The following is a 16,373-nucleotide window of genomic DNA, read 5'->3' on the forward strand; positions in this document are numbered from 1 at the left end:
GGGCTCACTTGCCGCGGGGGGGGCGGGCGGGTGGCCGGCCGGGCGGCCGGCGCCCCCCGGGGTGCCCCCAACCCCCGGGCCCCGGCCCGCCCCCCCCCCCCGCGCGGGGCGGCCCGGGGCCCCGGTCGTTGCTAACGGGTGGTGTACTCGATCGTCACGCTGACCACCACGAGCCCGGCGTACACCCAGGCCAGGGTGGTGCGGCCGGCGGCGTGCAGGGCCAGGGCGGCCGTGCCGAGGACGAGCAGCTTGAGCACGATCTCCACGGCCAGCGGCTGGCGGAACCTCGGGCCGCCCGCCGCCAGGAACAGGCCCCAGACGGTGGCGGCCGCGGCGGGGGCGCCGAGGCCGAGCAGCAGCCGGGTGGCCAGGGTGGAGCCGGTCCTGAAGCCCCAGTAGCCCAGGGCGACCAGCATGGCGAGTTCCAGCCCGAAGGCGAGACCCGCGTTGCCGACCGTCAGTGGGGTCCACTGGCGGCCGGCGACCGGGCCCGGTCTTTCGATCTTCATCCGTTCGTGCTCCCCGTTCTCGTTCGCGCCGCCCTGTTTTGTGCGCTCTGCTTTGTGCGCCCTGTTCGGTGCGTTCTTCGCGGCGGCCGAGCGGAGAGTCTGTCAGCTCCGGGCCGGCCGGTTCAACGGTCCAGCGCCCCGCGCAGGAAGGCGAGTTCGGCGAGCGTCAGCTGTTCGTTCACGCCGCCGGGGGTCATGTGGGTGACGCCCGGCAGCGGCAGGACGCTGTGCGGGCGGCCGGCGCGGGTGAGGGCCTGGGAGAGCAGCAGGGTGTGGGAGGGGTGGACGTTGTCGTCGGCGAGGCCGTGGATCAGCAGCAGCGGGCGTTCCAGGGCGGGCGCGTCGGTGAGCAGGCAGTCGTCCGCGTAGCCCTCGGGGTTGTCCTGCGGCAGGCCGAGGTAGCGCTCGGTGTACGCGGTGTCGTAGAGGCGGAAGTCGGTGGGCGGGGCGCCCGCGCAGGCGGCGTGGAAGACGTCCGGGCGGCGCAGCACGGCGAGGGCGGCGAAGTACCCGCCGTACGACCAGCCGCGCACGCCGACGCGGCCGAGGTCGAGGTCGGGGTGGGCGGCGGCGAGGGCGTGCAGGGCGTCGACCTGGTCGTTCAGGGCCGCCTCGGAGAAGCGGCGGAAGATGGCGCGGGTGAACTCGGGGGAGACGAACGGCGTGCCGCGGTTGTCGGTGGTGACCACGGCGAAGCCCTGGTCGGCCCACCACTGGCGCAGCTGCCAGCGGCGCGGCTCGGTGGCGACGGCCTGGAAGCCGGGGCCGCCGTAGACGTCCAGGAGGACGGGCAGGCGGTCACCGGGCACGTGGGCGCGCGGGTACACGACGGCGGTGGGCAGGGCGCGTTCGGTGACGCGGGCGAGGTGGGGGCGGACGGTGTACGGGAGGGGGGCGGAGAGGTCGGTGAGGGGGAGTTCGCTCGTTCGGCTGTGCAGGGTGCGGCGGGTGCCCTCGGGGGTGGCGGTGGTGAGCAGCAGGGTGTCGCCGGAGGCGAGGGCCGAGTGGTGGGTGCCCGGGGCGCTGTGGAGGGGGGTGGGCGCGGCACCGTCCGGGTCGATCAGGTGGAGGTGCTGGTCGGCCGGGTCGCCGTGGCCGGTCTCGCAGAGGAGGGCTCCCGTGCCCCCGTGGAAGGGGCCGAGGACGCGGCGGATCTGCAGCCCGGTGGTGTCCAGGGGCTTGCCGTCCAGGGCGAGGCCCCGGGCGTGCGGGGTGTCGTGGACGGTGAGCAGGCGGCCGTCGGGCAGCCGGGCGGGGGTGCCGGGCAGGTCGTCGACCCAGAACTCGTCGGTGGTGCGGGAGAGTTCGCGGGTCTCGCCGGTGGCCGGGTCGGCGGTGAGCAGCAGCACGTTCTGCTGGAGGCGGTCGGCGACGGTGAGCAGCACCTCGCCGTCCGAGGCCCACTCGGCGGCGCAGAGGTACGGGAACTCGGCTGCGTCCCAGTGGAGTTGGACGCGGGTGCCGTCGAGGCCGAGCACCCAGAGCTGGACATCGGCGTTGGGGCCGCCGGCCTGCGGGTAGGCGAAGTCCTCGCCGGGCTCGCCGGGGGCGGCCGGGTCGGCGAAGTAGCGGCGGGGGAGGGCGGATTCGTCGACGCGGGTGGCGAGCAGGGCGTTGCCGTCCGGGCGCCACCAGTGGCCGCGGGAGCGGCCCAGCTCCTCGGCGGCGGCGAACTCGGCGACGCCCCAGCGGGCGCTGTCGCGGAGGTCGCAGGGGTCGTAGGGGGAGAGCCGCTCGTGGCCGGGGCCCAGGTGGAGGGCGTCCTCGGCGACGTAGGCGATCCGCTCGCCGCTCGCGTCCGGCCTGGGGTCGAACACCGGTGCGGGGGTGGGGAGTTCGGTGGTGACGCCGGTGGCGGTGTCGGTGCGGAAGAGCCGGCCGTCGAGGGCGAAGACGGCGACGGAGAGGTCGGGGGTGGCCGCATAGGTGCCGATGCCCGCGGCCGTCAGCCGGGTGCGTTCGCGCAACCGCCGCTCGACGGCGGGGAGTTCGGCGCGGGCTCCGCTGCGGCCGGGGATCAGGACGGCGGGGTCGGCGACCAGGCGCTCCTCGCCGGTGGCGGCGTCCAGCAGGTACAGGCGGTCGACGGGATCGTCGGAACCGGTCGAGCGGAGCAGGAGGAGCCGGGTACCGTCCTCGGCGAGGGTGAAGGCGCGCGGCGCTCCGTTGGTGAACCGGCTGGTGCGGGCGCTGAGGGCCAGGAAGGGGTCGGCGATCGTCATGGCCCGATCGTGGTCGTCCGAGGCGTTGACCTGCCAGCGTTATGTCATGTGAAATGTCACACATCATTCACCTGGAGGGAACCGTGACCGAGGACGTGACCTCGAGCCAGCGTTCGAGTCAGCCTTCGAGCCAGCCTTCGAACCTGACCGAGGACCTGTGGGCCGCCGAGCCCCCGGCGCCGCTGCCCGCCGCCGAGGGTCTGTTCGCCCTCGCCGAGGGCACGGCCCACCTCAACCACGGCTCGTACGGTGCGCCGCCGCTGCCCGTCCTGCGCCTGCGCGAGCAGCTGCGGGAACAGGAGGAGCTCGACCCGGACGGCTTCTTCGCCACCCTGCCCGCCCGCATCGCCCAGGCCCGTACAGCGATCGCCGCCGAACTGGTCACGGACCGGGACGGGCTCGCGCTCGTCACCAACGTCACCGAGGCCGTCTCCATCGCCCTGGACAGCCTGCCGCTCGCCGCCGGCGACCACGTCCTCGTCACCGACCACGGCTACGGCGCCGTCACCCGGGCCGTCGCCCGCAAGGCCGCCGAGCGCGGCGCCCACCTGCGTACGGCCGAGATCCCGCTGGACGCGCCCGACGAGGCGGCCGTACGGGAGGCGGTGCTCGCCGCCGTCGACGGGCGCACCACCGTGGCCGTCCTCGACCAGCTCACCTCGCCCACCGCCCGGCTGGTCGCCGGCCCCGGACTGCTCGCCGAACTGCGCCTGCGCGGCGTCACCACCGTCGTGGACGGCGCCCACGCCCCCGGCATGCTGCACGCCCCCGTCGCCCCGGACGCGGACTTCTGGTTCGGCAACCTGCACAAGTGGGCCTTCGCCCCGCGCCCCACCGGGGTCCTCGCCGTCCGCCCCGAGTGGCGCGGCCGCGTCCGCCCGCTCGCCGTCTCCTGGGAGGACCACCGGGGGTACCCGGCGAACGTCGAGTGGCGCGGCACCGGCGACTACACGCCCTGGCTGGCGGCCCCGGCGGGCCTCGCGCTGCTGCGGACGCTCGGCACGGCGGCCGTGAGCGGGCACAACACCGCGCTCGCCCGCTACGGCCAGCGGGTGCTCGCCGAACGCGCCGGGCTGCGGCCGCTGCCCGCCACGCCCGGGGTGTGGATGCGGGCGGTGCGGCTGCCCGCCGGGGTCGCCGAGACGGAGGACGGCGCGCGGGAGGTGATGGGCGAGGTGTGGCGCCGGCTCGGCGCCCGGGTCGCCGTCCGCCCGTGGGCCGGCGGCGGGGTGCTGCGGATCAGCGCCCAGCTGTACAACCGGGCCGAGGAGTACGAGCGGCTGGCGGACGGGGTGGCGCGGCTGCTCAAGGGTTAGGTCCTGTTGTCCGCTGCAGCTCGGCGAGCAGCACGGTGCGGTCCGCGAGCATCCCGGTGAGGATGCGCCGGGCCGAGCGCAGCAGGTCGGCGACGTCCCCGCCGGCCAGCGCGTACACCACCGTGCTGCCCTCCCGGGTGGCGGTGACGATGCCGGAGCGGCGCAGCACCGCGAGCTGCTGCGAGAGGCTGGACGGCTCCACGTCCAGCTCGGCGAGCAGGCCGCGCACGGGCGTGGGCCCGGCCTGCAACAGCTCCAGCACCCGGATGCGGACGGGATGGCCGAGCATCCGGAAGAACTCGGCCTTGGCCTGGTACAGCGCCACCGTCACGACGCCCCCTTCCTGCTCCTGCTTCCGCGTCGTACGGCGTGGGTCAGATCTCCAGGGAGCTCTCGATCAGCTTGAGCTGGTGGCGGGCCATCGCGAGGTTGGAGCGGCTGCGGTTGAGCGCCAGGAAGAGGAACAGGCCGCGCCCGCTGGGCGTCGTGATCGGCCGGACCATGTGGTACTGGCTGGTGAGGCTGATCAGGATGTCCTCGATCTCGTTGTCGTGCAGGTTGAGCATCTCCATCGCCCGCATCTTGGCCCGCACGACGTCGGTGTTGCCGGCCGCGGCGACGTTGAGGTCGAGCTCGTTGCCGTCGCCGAGGCTGCCGAGGGCCATGCCGCTGCCGTAGTCGACCAGGGCGACGCCGATCGCGCCGTCGATCGTCATGGCCTGCTTGAGGGACGTCTCCAGATCCGCCATGGTGGCTGTCCTCCCGTGAGTCTGTTGAGTCGGTGGCTCCAGAAGGTAGGCAGGGGCCGGGGTGGTTCACGGGGAAAGACCGGAGACGTTCGATCCGGATCGAGTCCTGTTCGTCCGTGATCACTTGAAGACATTTGCAACTATGGATTTGAGTGAAGAGTGACCTCCAGGTGATGTGCGGGCGGTGCCCTGGCGATGAGCGTGCGAAGTGCCCCCGTGCCACGGCCCGGAAAAACAGTGCTATCGATGTCACTCCTCCCGGGTAACCTCTCGCTGAGATGCGAGATCACACCAACCACACCCGGACGGCGATGAACACCCCCGATCCAGAGCCCCAGGACGACCGGGAGCTCAGCCCCGCCGAGGCGTACGCGGCCAGCCGTCGCCGGGCCGCTGAGCAGGCCACCGCCCTGCACGGCTTCCAGCAGCTGTACGACTTCCCGCTGGACGCCTTCCAGGTGGAGGCGTGCGAAACCCTCGAAGCCGGATCCGGCGTCCTCGTCGCCGCTCCCACCGGCTCCGGGAAGACCATCGTCGGCGAGTTCGCCGTGCACCTGGCCCTGGCCGCCGGGCGCAAGTGCTTCTACACCACGCCGATCAAGGCGCTCTCCAACCAGAAGTACGGAGACCTGGTCAAGCGCTACGGCGCCGCCAAGGTCGGCCTGCTCACCGGCGACAACACCGTCAACGGCGACGCCCCCGTGGTGGTCATGACCACCGAGGTGCTCCGCAACATGCTCTACGCGGGCTCCAGCACCCTCGACGGCCTCGGCTACGTCGTCATGGACGAGGTGCACTACCTCGCCGACCGCTTCCGCGGCGCCGTCTGGGAGGAGGTCATCATCCACCTCCCCGAGTCGGTCACCCTCGTCTCGCTCTCCGCGACCGTCTCCAACGCCGAGGAGTTCGGCGACTGGCTCGACACCGTCCGCGGCGGCACCAAGGTGATCGTCTCCGAGACCCGGCCCGTGCCGCTGTGGCAGCACGTCATGGCCGGCAACCGGATGTACGACCTGTTCGCCGACCCCGACCGCGACGGCCGCCCCAAGCACAGCCTCAAGAACCCCGGCAAGGCCGTCAACCCCGAACTCGTCCGCCTCGCCCGCTCCGAGCTGGACCGCAACCCCCGCGACCGCTTCGGCCGCGGCCGGGGCCGCTCCATGCCCAACGGCCGTCCCGGCAAGGTCTGGACGCCCGGCCGCGTCGACGTCATCGACCGGCTCGACGCCGAAGGCCTGCTGCCCGCGATCACGTTCATCTTCAGCCGCGCCGGCTGCGAGGCCGCCGTCCAGCAGTGCCTCAGCTCCGGCCTGCGGCTCAACAAGGAGGGCGACCGCGCCCGGGTGCGCGCCCTCGTCGAGGAGCGCTGCGCCGACATCCCCGACGAGGACCTCCACGTCCTCGGCTACTTCGAGTGGCTGGACGGGCTCGAGCGCGGCATCGCCGCCCACCACGCCGGGATGCTGCCCCGGTTCAAGGAGGTCGTCGAGGAGCTCTTCGTGAAGGGCCTCGTCAAGGCCGTCTTCGCGACCGAAACGCTTGCTCTGGGCATCAACATGCCCGCCCGCTCGGTGGTCATGGAGAAGCTCGTCAAGTGGAACGGCGAGACCCACGCCGACATCACCCCCGGCGAGTACACCCAGCTCACCGGCCGCGCCGGGCGCCGCGGCATCGACATCGAGGGCCACGCCGTCGTGCTCTGGCAGCGGGGCCTCGACCCCGAGGCCCTGGCCGGCCTCGCGGGCACCCGTACGTACCCGCTCAAGTCCTCCTTCCGGCCGTCCTACAACATGGCCGTCAACCTCGTCGCCCAGTTCGGGCGGCACCGCTCCCGCGAACTGCTCGAGACCTCCTTCGCGCAGTTCCAGGCCGACCGATCCGTCGTCGGCATCGCCCGTCAGGTGCAGCGCAACGAGGAGGGCCTCGACGGCTACCGCGAGTCCATGACCTGCCACCTCGGCGACTTCGACGAGTACATGGACCTGCGCCGCCGGCTCAAGGACCGTGAGAACGAGATGGCGCGCGAAGGCACCAGCCAGCGCCGCGCCGCCGCCGTCGAATCCATCGAGCAGCTCAAGCCCGGCGACGTCATCCACGTCCCCACCGGCAAGTTCGCGGGCCTCGCCCTCGTCCTCGACCCGGGCCTGCCACCCGTCGACCGCTCCGGCCGGGGCGGCCCGCGCCACCCCGACTTCCAGGACGGGCCGCGCCCCGTCGTGCTCACCGCCGAACGGCAGGTCAAGCGGCTCGCGATGATCGACTTCCCGTCGCCCGTCGCCGCGATCGAACGACTGCGCATCCCCAAGTCCTTCAACCCGCGCAGCCCCCAGTCCCGCCGCGACCTCGCCTCCGCCCTGCGCACCAAGGCCGGCCACCTCGAACCCGAGCGCTTCCGCCGCGGGCGCGCCGCCGCCGCCGACGACCCCGAGATCACCCGGCTGCGCACCGAGATCCGCCAGCACCCCTGCCACGGCTGCTCCGACCGCGAGGACCACGCCCGCTGGGCCGAGCGCTACCACCGGCTCCACCGCGACACCGAAGTCCTCGAACGCCGGATGCGCTCGCGCACCCACACCATCGCCCGCACCTTCGACCGCGTCTGCGGCCTCCTCACCGACCTCGGCTACCTGAGCGGCGACAGCGTCACCGACGACGGCAAGCGCCTCGGCCGGCTCTACGGCGAACTCGACCTGCTCGCCTCCGAATGCATCCGCGAAGGCGTCTGGAGCGGCCTCGCCGCCCCCGAACTCGCCGCCTGCGCCTCGGCATTGGTCTACGAGGCCCGCCAGTCCGACGACGCCGGCGCCCCGCGCGTCCCCGAAGGCGGCGCCAAGGAGGCCCTCGGCCAGATGGTCCGCATCTGGGGCCACCTCGACGCCCTCGAGGAACAGCACCGCATCAACACCGCCGAAGGCGTCGGCCAGAGCGAACCCGACCTCGGCTTCGCCTGGGCCGCCTACCGCTGGGCCCTCGGCCACAGCCTCGACCAGGTCCTGCGCGACGCCGACATGCCCGCCGGCGACTTCGTCCGCTGGACCAAGCAGCTCATCGACGTCCTCGGCCAGATCCAGGACGCCGCGGGCGAAGACGCCGACCTCCGCAAAACGGCCCGCAAGGCCGTCGACAGCCTCCGCCGGGGCATCATCGCCTACTCCTCGGTGGGCTGAGCGACACCGACCAGTGGCGAGGCCGCCCGGGCTCCCAGCCCGGGCGGCCTCGTCCTCCGGGGTGAACACCCGCGCGCCATCAGCTTCGCTGAGAAGCTCTACCGCCGTTCCCCACCATCCACCCCCCACCCGCCTCCCGGCAGCTGCCCGCCCCGGGCCCGGCCGCGTGCCGTAGGGGCGGCACGCGGCCTCACGCCACACAGGAAGTCGGCCCGGCCGACTTCCTGTGTGGCAGCAAGGTCGTCCCAGACGCGCCGATCAGGGAGCGGGGTCTACTGGGGCGAAGTAGTCGCGGAGCATCTCCGTCGTCCACGACGGCTGCCGAACCTCCCCGCGCGGGCCGAACTCCTCGAACCAGGGCTTCAGGGAGCGGAGACCCTGCGGCAGCAGCGGGTTGCCGTGATCCCTTCGTGGAGCGAGGGCGCTCACGTCACCGAGGACGGGCGGGCCGTGACCTTCTGGCACGATCCCGGGACACCGAGCAGCGACACCTCCCTGTCCGCCTGGGTGACGGCCCTGACGCACAGGATCGATCCCGCGACGGCTCCCCGGCTCGGGGAGCACGACCCGTTCGACGGGCTGTTGGACGGTCTGGACTCCGCTCCGCTCGACGACTCCGCCCGCCGGTTCCTCCGCGGGCGCGAGGCCCAGTTGCGTGAGGAGTGGGACTACCTCGACTGGCCGTCTCCGGACACGGTCATCCTCGGAGGCCTCCGCATGGTGCCGTGTCACGACAACGGGGTCCGCGTCGGGTTCCTGCTGCGCCGCCCGCTCCAACGTGGCCATCGCGAATGGGATCTGGTCGCCGCCCGCTGGCGCTCCGAGCAACTGATCGGCCCACGCGAGGACCACGGGCGCTTCGCGGACACCTACCTCTCGTACGAGGACCGCCCCCTGGAGCGCGCCTACATCGGAGCCTGGTCCGGCTACCAGGTCGTGCGCGACCTCGTCGTGCTCACCGAGGTGATGGAGGTGGTACGCCGTGCCCACCTCGACGCCCACACCCGTCGACAGGCCATGTACCGAGTGGCGTGCCTGCGCGGAGCCCATCGGATGCCCTGGAACTGGGGGCCGTGATGAACCGACCCGGAACGGAGTTCGCATGGACGTGGCCCGAGGGGTCTTCGTCACCCTCGACGGACTCAGCGCGAGCGGGAAGACCACCGTCGCGCCCCTGATCGCCGCACTCGTCAACGGTGTTCACCTCACGGACGGGATGCTGCCGACCTTCCCGCGCATGCGGGCAGAGGTCGATGCCACCGGCGTCCTGCCGGCGAGGTTCCACTGGTGGATGATGGCGAACCACATCAAGTCCGAGACCGCGCGGGCCCTCGTCGAGGCCGGCCGGACGGTAGTGGTCGAGTCCTACTTCCCGCGCACCATCGCGACGCACAGGGCGATGGGCCATGGCTGCGCGCCTAGGTATCCGGACGAGGCCCTCGTCCCGGACGTGGCGATCCTTCTGGAAGTGGAGGAAGGCGTCCGCCAAGAGCGGATTCGCGGGCGTGCCGAGCGAGGGACGTTGACGTACTGGCACCAGCGCGAGGAGCCGAATGTGGCGGAGAGCACCCGTGTGTACCGGGAGTTCGGCCTGGTTCCGGTGGACGGCACCGGTCGTACGGCCGAGGAAGTGGCGCGCGGCATCGCCGATGTCGTGCGCGCGTACCGCATCGAGGAAGGCAACCACCTGTGACCGCAATCGAGTTCGAGGCGAAGATCCTCAACATCGAGCCGGAGGCGATCCGTTCCCGTCTGGCCGAGGCTGGCGCCGAGCACCTGCGTGACCGGCTCCAGCGCCGCTACGTCTACGACATCCCTGGTCGGCCGGGCGCGTGGGTACGGCTGCGCGACACCGGTTCCGACGTCACGCTGTGCGTCAAGGAGATCCACTCCGACGCGATCGACGGCGTCACCGAAACGGAGACGAGCGTCGGTGACTTCGACACCACGAACGCGATTCTCGGCAAGCTCGGCTACCGGCCGAAGGCGTACCAGGAGAACCGCCGGTCCTCCTGGGCACTCGGGGGTGCGGCCGTCGAGATCGACCGCTGGCCACTGATTCCCCCGTACCTGGAGATCGAGGGTGACAGCGCCGAGCACGTCCATGCGACCGCTCTCGAGCTGGGGCTCCCGTTGGACGAACTGACCAGTGAGAACACGGCCAAGGTCTACCGCCGGTACGGGATCGACATCGAGGCGATCCCTCGGCTCACGTTCGAGTGACAGGAGACGAACGTTGTCAGCATTCAACCGACCGGCGGTCCGTATCGTCCGTGACAGGACCATCCGCATCAAGGTGATCGACGACTGCGGGCTGGCCTGCACGTTCTGCCACAACGAGGGAACGCCCGTCACTGCCGATCACCGAGGCCGCACCGAGCTGCCCTTCGCGGCCGGGCCTGGTAGGACCGGCCGCGTGTCGATCTACAGCGAGACGAATGGTGTCGCCTTCCTCGCGGCCAAGATGGCTCCGGACCTGTCGTTCCGGCGGGCGGTGCGAACCGTGGCGAGGGCGTTCGGCGCCGACGAGGTGCACCTCACTGGCGGCGAACCGACCCTCACACCGAGGTGCCCGCACTGGTCGCATCGCTCACCCGCATCGGCCTGAGCGTCGGCATGACCAGCAACGGGGAGCGCGGACGGCAGGTGATGGCGGAGTGCTCGGCGGCGGGCCTCAACCGGGTGAACGTCTCCGTCTTCGGCACGACCGCAGAGGAGTTGGGTGCCGTACAGTCCGAACGGTTCCGGTCGGCGGGACTGGCCGAGGCGAAGATCCGGGCGGCGGAGCAGACGATTCGGGCCGCCGTGTCCAACGGAGTGAAGGCCTCGGTGAACATCATCGTTCCCGGGGCGGCCCACGTGGATCGGGTCGTCAACCTGGTCGAATCTTACGGCCAGTTCGCGGACGTGCGGATGCTCACCAGCATCCAGCACGGACCGGAGTCGGTCGCAGCGATCGCCGAAGCGCTGGCCCGCGTCGGAGCGGTCCGCCTGTACCTCACCGAGCAGGGGGAGTACACGGTGGGTGTCTGCATCCAGCGGATGGACCTGTGCGTGCCCGTGGCCGAGTTGGCGAGGAGCGGGATCGTGGAAGAGGTTCAGGCGTTCAAGGACGCCGAGGTCCGGCGGCTGGCGAGCGAGTACAAGGTCGTGTAGGGCGGCGAGCACGGCGGAAGGCCGGAGCGCGGTGGGTCCGTGCTCCGGCCTTTTGGGGGGGGGCGTCAGGCGTAGAGGGCGAAGATGGAGTCGGGGCGTCCGGTGTAGCTGTTGTTGAGGGCGAAGACGTGGGTACTGGGGCGGAAGATGCCGTAGGTGGTGCGGCCGGCGCCCTGCCAGTCTCCGACGACGGGGAGGTCTCCGGTGGCGCCGTAGGTGGCGGTGGAGATGCTTCCGTCGTCGTGGCGGAGGATGAAGGTGTTCGACTCGCCGGGGTTGTGGCCGGGGCGGAAGAGGCCGAACTGGGCGTGGTGGACGCCGTCCCAGTCGCCGACGATCGGGAGGTCGCCGGCGTCGCCGAAGGTCATGGTCGTCACGCTGGCGTTGTCGTGGCGGACGGCGAGGGTGCGGGTGCTGGGGCGGTAGATGGCGAGTTGGTCGTGGCCGTTGTGGTCCCAGGCGCCGACGGCGGGGATGTCGCCGGGCTCGCCGAAGGGGACGGTGACGGCGGAGCCGTTCTGCAGTTGGAGGGCGAACGTGGCGGTGCTGGGGCGGTAGATGCCCAGCTGGCACCGGCAGGTGTTTTCCCAGCCGCCGAAGAAGGGGATGTCCCCAGGGTCGCCGAAGGAGCCTGTCGTCACCACACGGTTGGTCACGTGGTCGTGGTAGCGGTTGACGTACCAGAGGCCCTTGTCGAAGAGAGCGACGTCGGCGGTCGGGCCGAGGCTTCCGGCGACCGGTACTCCGGTCTGGGGCCCGGCCACCGAGGTCCGGAGGGTGGCGGTGGATGTGCGGCCGTGGTTGTCGAGGATGGTCTCGGTGATGGTGTAGGTGCCGCCGACGCCGTAGTCGTGGGACAGGCTGGCGGGCGGGTTCGGGCCCTCGGTGACGAGGGGGGCGGTGCCGTCGCCGAAGTTGACGGTGTAGCGGGCGACCGGCCACGGGCTGGTGATGTTGCCCTGGAAGAAGACCTGTGCGGTGGGCTCGTACGGGTTGCTCGCCTGGGGGTTGAGCGAGATCGGGCCGACCGGGGCGATCGTCAGCGTGGACCGGTAGGTGTGGACGAGGCTGCTCTTGGTGGTCGCGGTGGCCGTCGCGGTATAGGTGCCGGGTCCCGGGTACTCGTGGTCGACCTGGCTGCTCCCCTGTGCCACGTTCACGGTTGCGCTGCCGTCGCCGAAGTCGAGTTTGGCACCTTCCGGCGCCCACCCGGGCTGATACTGCAGTCGGAGTTGGGCAGTCAGCGGGTGTCCGGGTGTGGTGGGGGCGGTTGCCCACACCCAGATGACGGTTCCGTCCTGGATTTCGACCGCGCCTCGGTCGTAGTAGCCGGGCCCGGTGCCGGTGTTGGCGACCTGAGGCGTGTCCGTGCGGGGGTTGTCGTAGAAGTCGGTGTCCAGCATGCCCGGCGCGGCCGCGTCGGCCGCGTCAGTGACGCCTTCGACGGCCTGCGGCTTGTAGTCGACGGTGTCCTGAGGAATCTTCGGATCGACGGCGTTGTCGTGGGCACCCTGTCCGGTGGCTCGGAAGTCGGCCGGAGCGGCGTAGGAGGTGGCGCCCCATTGGTAGCTGAGGCCGCCCGCCGCGGGCACGATGCTGTTGTAGTCGACCGTGGTCCCGGCGATGGAGTCGGCCGAGACCGAGAGGTCGGTGGCGGAGGTGAGCGCGTCGTTCGCGCAGTCGTAGCCCTTGGGGACCTTGGTGATCACGTTGTTCACCACCGTCGCGCCTGAGGAGCTCCCGGACAGGAGGATGTCGGTGCCGCAGTTCTGGTGGAAGGTGTTGCTGGCCACGACGGTGCCCGGGGCGTCGGTGACCGCGAGGCCACCGGTGCGGCTGTTCACGAGCAGATTGGTGGTGACGATCGTTCCGGTGACCCCGGCATCCACGGCGATGCCGACCGTTCCGCCGCTGATGACCTTGCTTCGGCTCACCGTCGTGTCGGCGGTCTTTCCGGTGATGCGCAGGGCCGGCGTCGGGTTCGGGTAGGACGGTATGCCGTTGAACCCGGGGTTGCCGCCGAGGACGGTGTTGTGGTTCAGGACGATGCGCTCGGAGTCCTGAACGAGCACGCTCTCCTGCGGGGCCTCGAACTGGAAGCCGGACACGACGATGTCGTGGACCCCGGAGAGCACGAGGGCGTGCGGGGACGGCAGCGTGCCCGCGTCCCACGTGTGGGTGCCGATGACCGTCTGGGGTGTGCCGTCGGGCATGTTGGACTTGATGGTGATCGGCTTGCCAGGCAGTCCCGAGCGTTTGACCGTGGCCATTTCAGGATAGGAGTTGCCCTCCCTGTCCTGAACCTGGATCGTTTGCCCCGGCTGCGCGATGTCCACGGCGGCCTGGATGGTGCAGAAGGGCCGGTCCTGCGTCCCGCTGCCGGCAGCGTCGCTGCAGAATTGGCGGTGCATCGTGTTGTTGACGTAGATCACGCTCTGGTCCGCCGCGTGCGCGACTGACGGAAGGACGACTCCGGCTATCGCCGAGCCGGCTACCGCGGCGGCGAGGCCGACGCGATGACGAATGGTCACAGTTTGCTCCTCCTTGGGTGAATGACCCCGGATGTGTCCAAACCGGGAAGCATCTGTGGTGATCGTGTTCCCGGCTGCTCGGCGAAGAGTATCGTCAACGATCGAGTGGCCGTCACCCGGATAAATCGGCGGGGAGAGTGGCCAGTTGAACGAGCACCCGAGCCAGAACGCCGGAAAGCCGGCACATGCGAACGCGTGCCGGCCTTCCGAGGGTGGAGCAGGGGTCAGTTGTAGAGGGTGAAGATCGGGTCGGCGGCGCCGGTGTTCGGGTTGTTCAGCGCGAAGACGTGGCTGCTGGGGCGGAAGATGCCGTACGTCGTACGGCCGGTGCGCTGCCAGTCGCCGACGACGGGGACGTCGCCGGTGGCGCCGAACGAGGCGGTGGAGATGCTGCCGTCGTCGTGGCGGAGGATGAAGGTGTTCGACTCGCCGGGGTTGTGGCCGGGGCGGAAGAGGCCGAACTGGGCGTGGTGGACGCCGTCCCAGTCGCCGACGATCGGAAGGTCTCCGTTGTCGCCGAACTGGAAGGTCGTGATGAGGGTGTTGTCGTGGCGGACGGCGAGGGTGCGGGTGCTGGGGCGGTAGATGGCGAGCTGGTCGTGGCCGTTGCGGTCCCAGGCGCCGACGACGGGGATGTCACCGGGCTCACCGAAGGGGACCGCGACGACGGCTCCGCTACGTAGCCGGAGGGCGAAGGTGCTCGTGCTGGGCCGGAAGATGCCCAGCTGGCACTGGCAGGTGTTCTCCCAGGCGCCGATCACGGGGATGTCCCCGGCGTCGCCGAAGGAATCGTGGCCGCTCGGCGTGCCGTTTCGCTTGTTGTAGTCGATGTGCCAGCGGCCGTTGTCAAAGATGCCGACCTGGGTGGTCGGGCCGCCGAGGTAACCGGCGAACGGCACGCCGGCGTGGGGGCCCTTGACGTGCGCCGTGAAGGAGGCGGTGCCCGTACGGCCGTGGTTGTCGACGACGGTCTCGGTGACGGTGTAGTCGCCGCCGACGCCGTAGTCGTGGGTCAGGCCGATGGGCGGGTTCGCGCCCTCGGTGACGACGGGGGCGCTGCCGTCGCCGAAGTCGACGGTGTAGCGGACGACCGGCCAAGGGCTGGTGGTGTTGTCCCGGAAGGAGACCCGCGCCGTCGCCTGGTCCTCGGAGCCGATCTGCGGGTAGAGCGAGATGGCGGGGACCGGGGCGATCGTCAGTGTGACGCTGAATGTGCGCACCAGGCCGGTCTTGGTGGTCGCGGTGGCCTTCGCCGTGTATGTTCCGGGCGCGGGGTAGTCGTGATCGATCTGGCCGCTTCCCTGGACGAGGTTCTCCTGGCCGCTGCCGTCGCCGAAGTCGAGCCTCGCCCCGTCCGGTGCCCAGCCGATTTGGTACTGGGTCTGGAACTGTGCGTGCAGAGGGTGGTCGGGAGTCGGGGAGGCGGTCCCGTGGAGCCACGCCGAGGTCTCGTCCTGGAGTTCGATCGCGCCGCGGTCGTAGTAGCCGACGCCGGTGCCGGTGTTGGCGATCTGGGGGTGGTCGGCGCGCGGGTTGTCGTAGAAGTCGGTGTCCAGCATGCCGGGTGCGGTCGCGTCGGCCGCGTCCGTCAGGCCCTCGGCTGCCTGGGGCTTGAAGTCGGCGGTGTAGTACGGGATCTTCGGGTCGGCGGCGTTGTCGTGGGCGCCCTGTCCAGTGGCTCGGAAGTCGCCGGGCGTGGTGTAGGGGCTGCTGCCCCACTGGTAGCTGACGCCGTCGGCCGCCGGAACGATGCTGTTGTAGTCGACCGTGGTCCCGGTGACGGAGTCGGCCGAGACCGACAGGTTGGTGGCGGACTTGAGCGCCGGGTCGCTGCAGCGCGGCGCGACGATCTTGGTGATCACGTTGTTGACCACCGTGGCCCCGGAGGAGTTCCCGGCGAGGGAGACGTCGTTGCCGCAATTCTTGGCGAACGTGTTGCTCGCCACGACGGTGCCCGGTGCCCCGGTGACGAGGAGGCCGCCGGTGTGGCTGTTCACGATCACGTTGGTGGTGATGGCCGTCCCCGCGACCCCGGTGTCCACGGCGATGCCTGTCGTTCCGTTGCCGCTGACCCTGTTGCGGCTGACCGTGGTGGCGGCACTCTTTCCTGTGATGCGCAGGGAAGGGGTCGGAGCAGGGTAGGACGGGTTGCCGTTGAAGTCGGGATTGCCGCCGAGGACGGTGTTGCGGTTCAGGACGATGCGCTCGGAGTCCTGGACGAGCACGCTCTCCTGCGGCGCCTCGAACTGGAAGCCGGACACCGTGATGTCGTGCACCCCGGAGAGTACGAGCGCGTGCGGGGCCGGCAGAGTGCCTGCCGTCCAGGAGTGGGTGCCGACGATCGTCTGCGGCGTGCCGTACGGAATGTCGGACTTGATGGTGATCGGCTTCCCGGGTAGGCCCGAACGCTTGACCGTCACCATTTCGGGATAGACGTTGCCCGGCTTGGCCTGAACCTGAACTGTCTGGCCTGGTTCCGCGAGGTCCACGGCGGCCTGGATGGTGCAGAAGGGCCGGTCCTGTGTTCCGGTGCCGGCGTCGGTGCAGAACTGTCGGTTTTGCGCGTTGTCGACGTAGATCACGCTCTGGTCCGCCGCGTGCGCAACCGACGGAAGGGCGACTCCGGCTATCGCCGAGCCGGCTACCGCGGCGGCGAGGCCGACGCGATGACGAATGGTCACAGTTGCTCCCCCTTGGGCGAATGACCCCGGATGTGTCCAATT

At 70.9% G+C, this 16,373-nt stretch carries 13 protein-coding genes; 7 read left to right on the plus strand and 6 right to left on the minus strand.

The window, feature by feature from the left end:
- Positions 1 to 131 precede the first annotated feature (131 nt).
- The gene (locus tag ACIBCA_RS21745; RefSeq protein WP_396284588.1) at positions 132 to 509 is read right to left on the minus strand and encodes a YrdB family protein; all 378 of its coding nucleotides are present in this window, start codon (positions 507 to 509) and stop codon (positions 132 to 134) included.
- A gap of 122 nt (positions 510 to 631) precedes the next feature.
- Positions 632 to 2,731, minus strand: coding sequence for a prolyl oligopeptidase family serine peptidase (locus ACIBCA_RS21750; protein ID WP_396284589.1), 2,100 nt, complete (start codon positions 2,729 to 2,731; stop codon positions 632 to 634).
- 83 nt (positions 2,732 to 2,814) lie between these two features.
- Between ACIBCA_RS21750 and ACIBCA_RS21755 the strand changes: the two genes are divergently transcribed.
- Positions 2,815 to 4,047: an aminotransferase class V-fold PLP-dependent enzyme gene (locus tag ACIBCA_RS21755; protein WP_396284590.1), complete on the plus strand. Its 1,233-nt coding sequence runs from the start codon at positions 2,815 to 2,817 to the stop codon at positions 4,045 to 4,047.
- Here the strand turns inward: ACIBCA_RS21755 and ACIBCA_RS21760 are convergent.
- Complete coding sequence (locus ACIBCA_RS21760) at positions 4,037 to 4,378, minus strand: ArsR/SmtB family transcription factor (RefSeq protein ID WP_396284591.1); 342 nt, start codon at positions 4,376 to 4,378, stop codon at positions 4,037 to 4,039. The two genes, ACIBCA_RS21755 and ACIBCA_RS21760, sit on opposite strands and share 11 nt — an antisense overlap.
- 43 nt (positions 4,379 to 4,421) lie before the next feature.
- Complete coding sequence (locus tag ACIBCA_RS21765) at positions 4,422 to 4,796, minus strand: hypothetical protein (RefSeq protein ID WP_031069100.1); 375 nt, start codon at positions 4,794 to 4,796, stop codon at positions 4,422 to 4,424.
- Between the two features lie 311 nt (positions 4,797 to 5,107).
- Here ACIBCA_RS21765 and ACIBCA_RS21770 point away from each other — a divergent pair, with 311 nt between their 5' ends.
- From ACIBCA_RS21770 to ACIBCA_RS21795, 6 genes are all read left to right on the plus strand, one after another.
- Entirely contained in the window at positions 5,108 to 7,963 is a 2,856-nt protein-coding gene (locus ACIBCA_RS21770) for a DEAD/DEAH box helicase (protein ID WP_396284738.1), read from the plus strand.
- Between the two features lie 450 nt (positions 7,964 to 8,413).
- Positions 8,414 to 9,040, plus strand: a complete 627-nt coding sequence (locus ACIBCA_RS21775) for a hypothetical protein (RefSeq protein WP_396284592.1) — start codon at positions 8,414 to 8,416, stop codon at positions 9,038 to 9,040.
- 25 nt (positions 9,041 to 9,065) lie between these two features.
- Positions 9,066 to 9,656, plus strand: a complete 591-nt coding sequence (locus ACIBCA_RS21780; RefSeq protein WP_396284593.1) for a hypothetical protein — start codon at positions 9,066 to 9,068, stop codon at positions 9,654 to 9,656.
- On the plus strand, positions 9,653 to 10,186 hold the full coding sequence (locus ACIBCA_RS21785) for a class IV adenylate cyclase (protein WP_396284594.1): 534 nt from the start codon (positions 9,653 to 9,655) through the stop codon (positions 10,184 to 10,186). Before ACIBCA_RS21780 ends, ACIBCA_RS21785 begins: the two co-directional genes overlap by 4 nt.
- Before the next feature lie 13 nt (positions 10,187 to 10,199).
- A complete protein-coding gene (locus ACIBCA_RS21790; protein ID WP_396284595.1) occupies positions 10,200 to 10,571 on the plus strand; it encodes a hypothetical protein in 372 nt (123 codons plus the stop codon).
- Positions 10,532 to 11,119, plus strand: a complete 588-nt coding sequence (locus ACIBCA_RS21795; protein ID WP_396284596.1) for a hypothetical protein — start codon at positions 10,532 to 10,534, stop codon at positions 11,117 to 11,119. Before ACIBCA_RS21790 ends, ACIBCA_RS21795 begins: the two co-directional genes overlap by 40 nt.
- Positions 11,120 to 11,184: 65 nt before the next feature.
- On the opposite strand, the gene ACIBCA_RS21800 is transcribed toward ACIBCA_RS21795, so the two are convergent.
- Together ACIBCA_RS21800 and ACIBCA_RS21805 are read right to left on the minus strand one after the other, a co-directional pair.
- Complete coding sequence (locus tag ACIBCA_RS21800) at positions 11,185 to 13,650, minus strand: PKD domain-containing protein (RefSeq protein WP_396284597.1); 2,466 nt, start codon at positions 13,648 to 13,650, stop codon at positions 11,185 to 11,187.
- Positions 13,651 to 13,874: 224 nt separating this feature from the next.
- Positions 13,875 to 16,331: a PKD domain-containing protein gene (locus ACIBCA_RS21805; protein ID WP_396284598.1), complete on the minus strand. Its 2,457-nt coding sequence runs from the start codon at positions 16,329 to 16,331 to the stop codon at positions 13,875 to 13,877.
- Positions 16,332 to 16,373: the final 42 nt, after the last annotated feature.

The organism is Kitasatospora sp. NPDC051170 (assembly GCF_044455705.1).
GTDB lineage: Bacteria > Actinomycetota > Actinomycetes > Streptomycetales > Streptomycetaceae > Kitasatospora.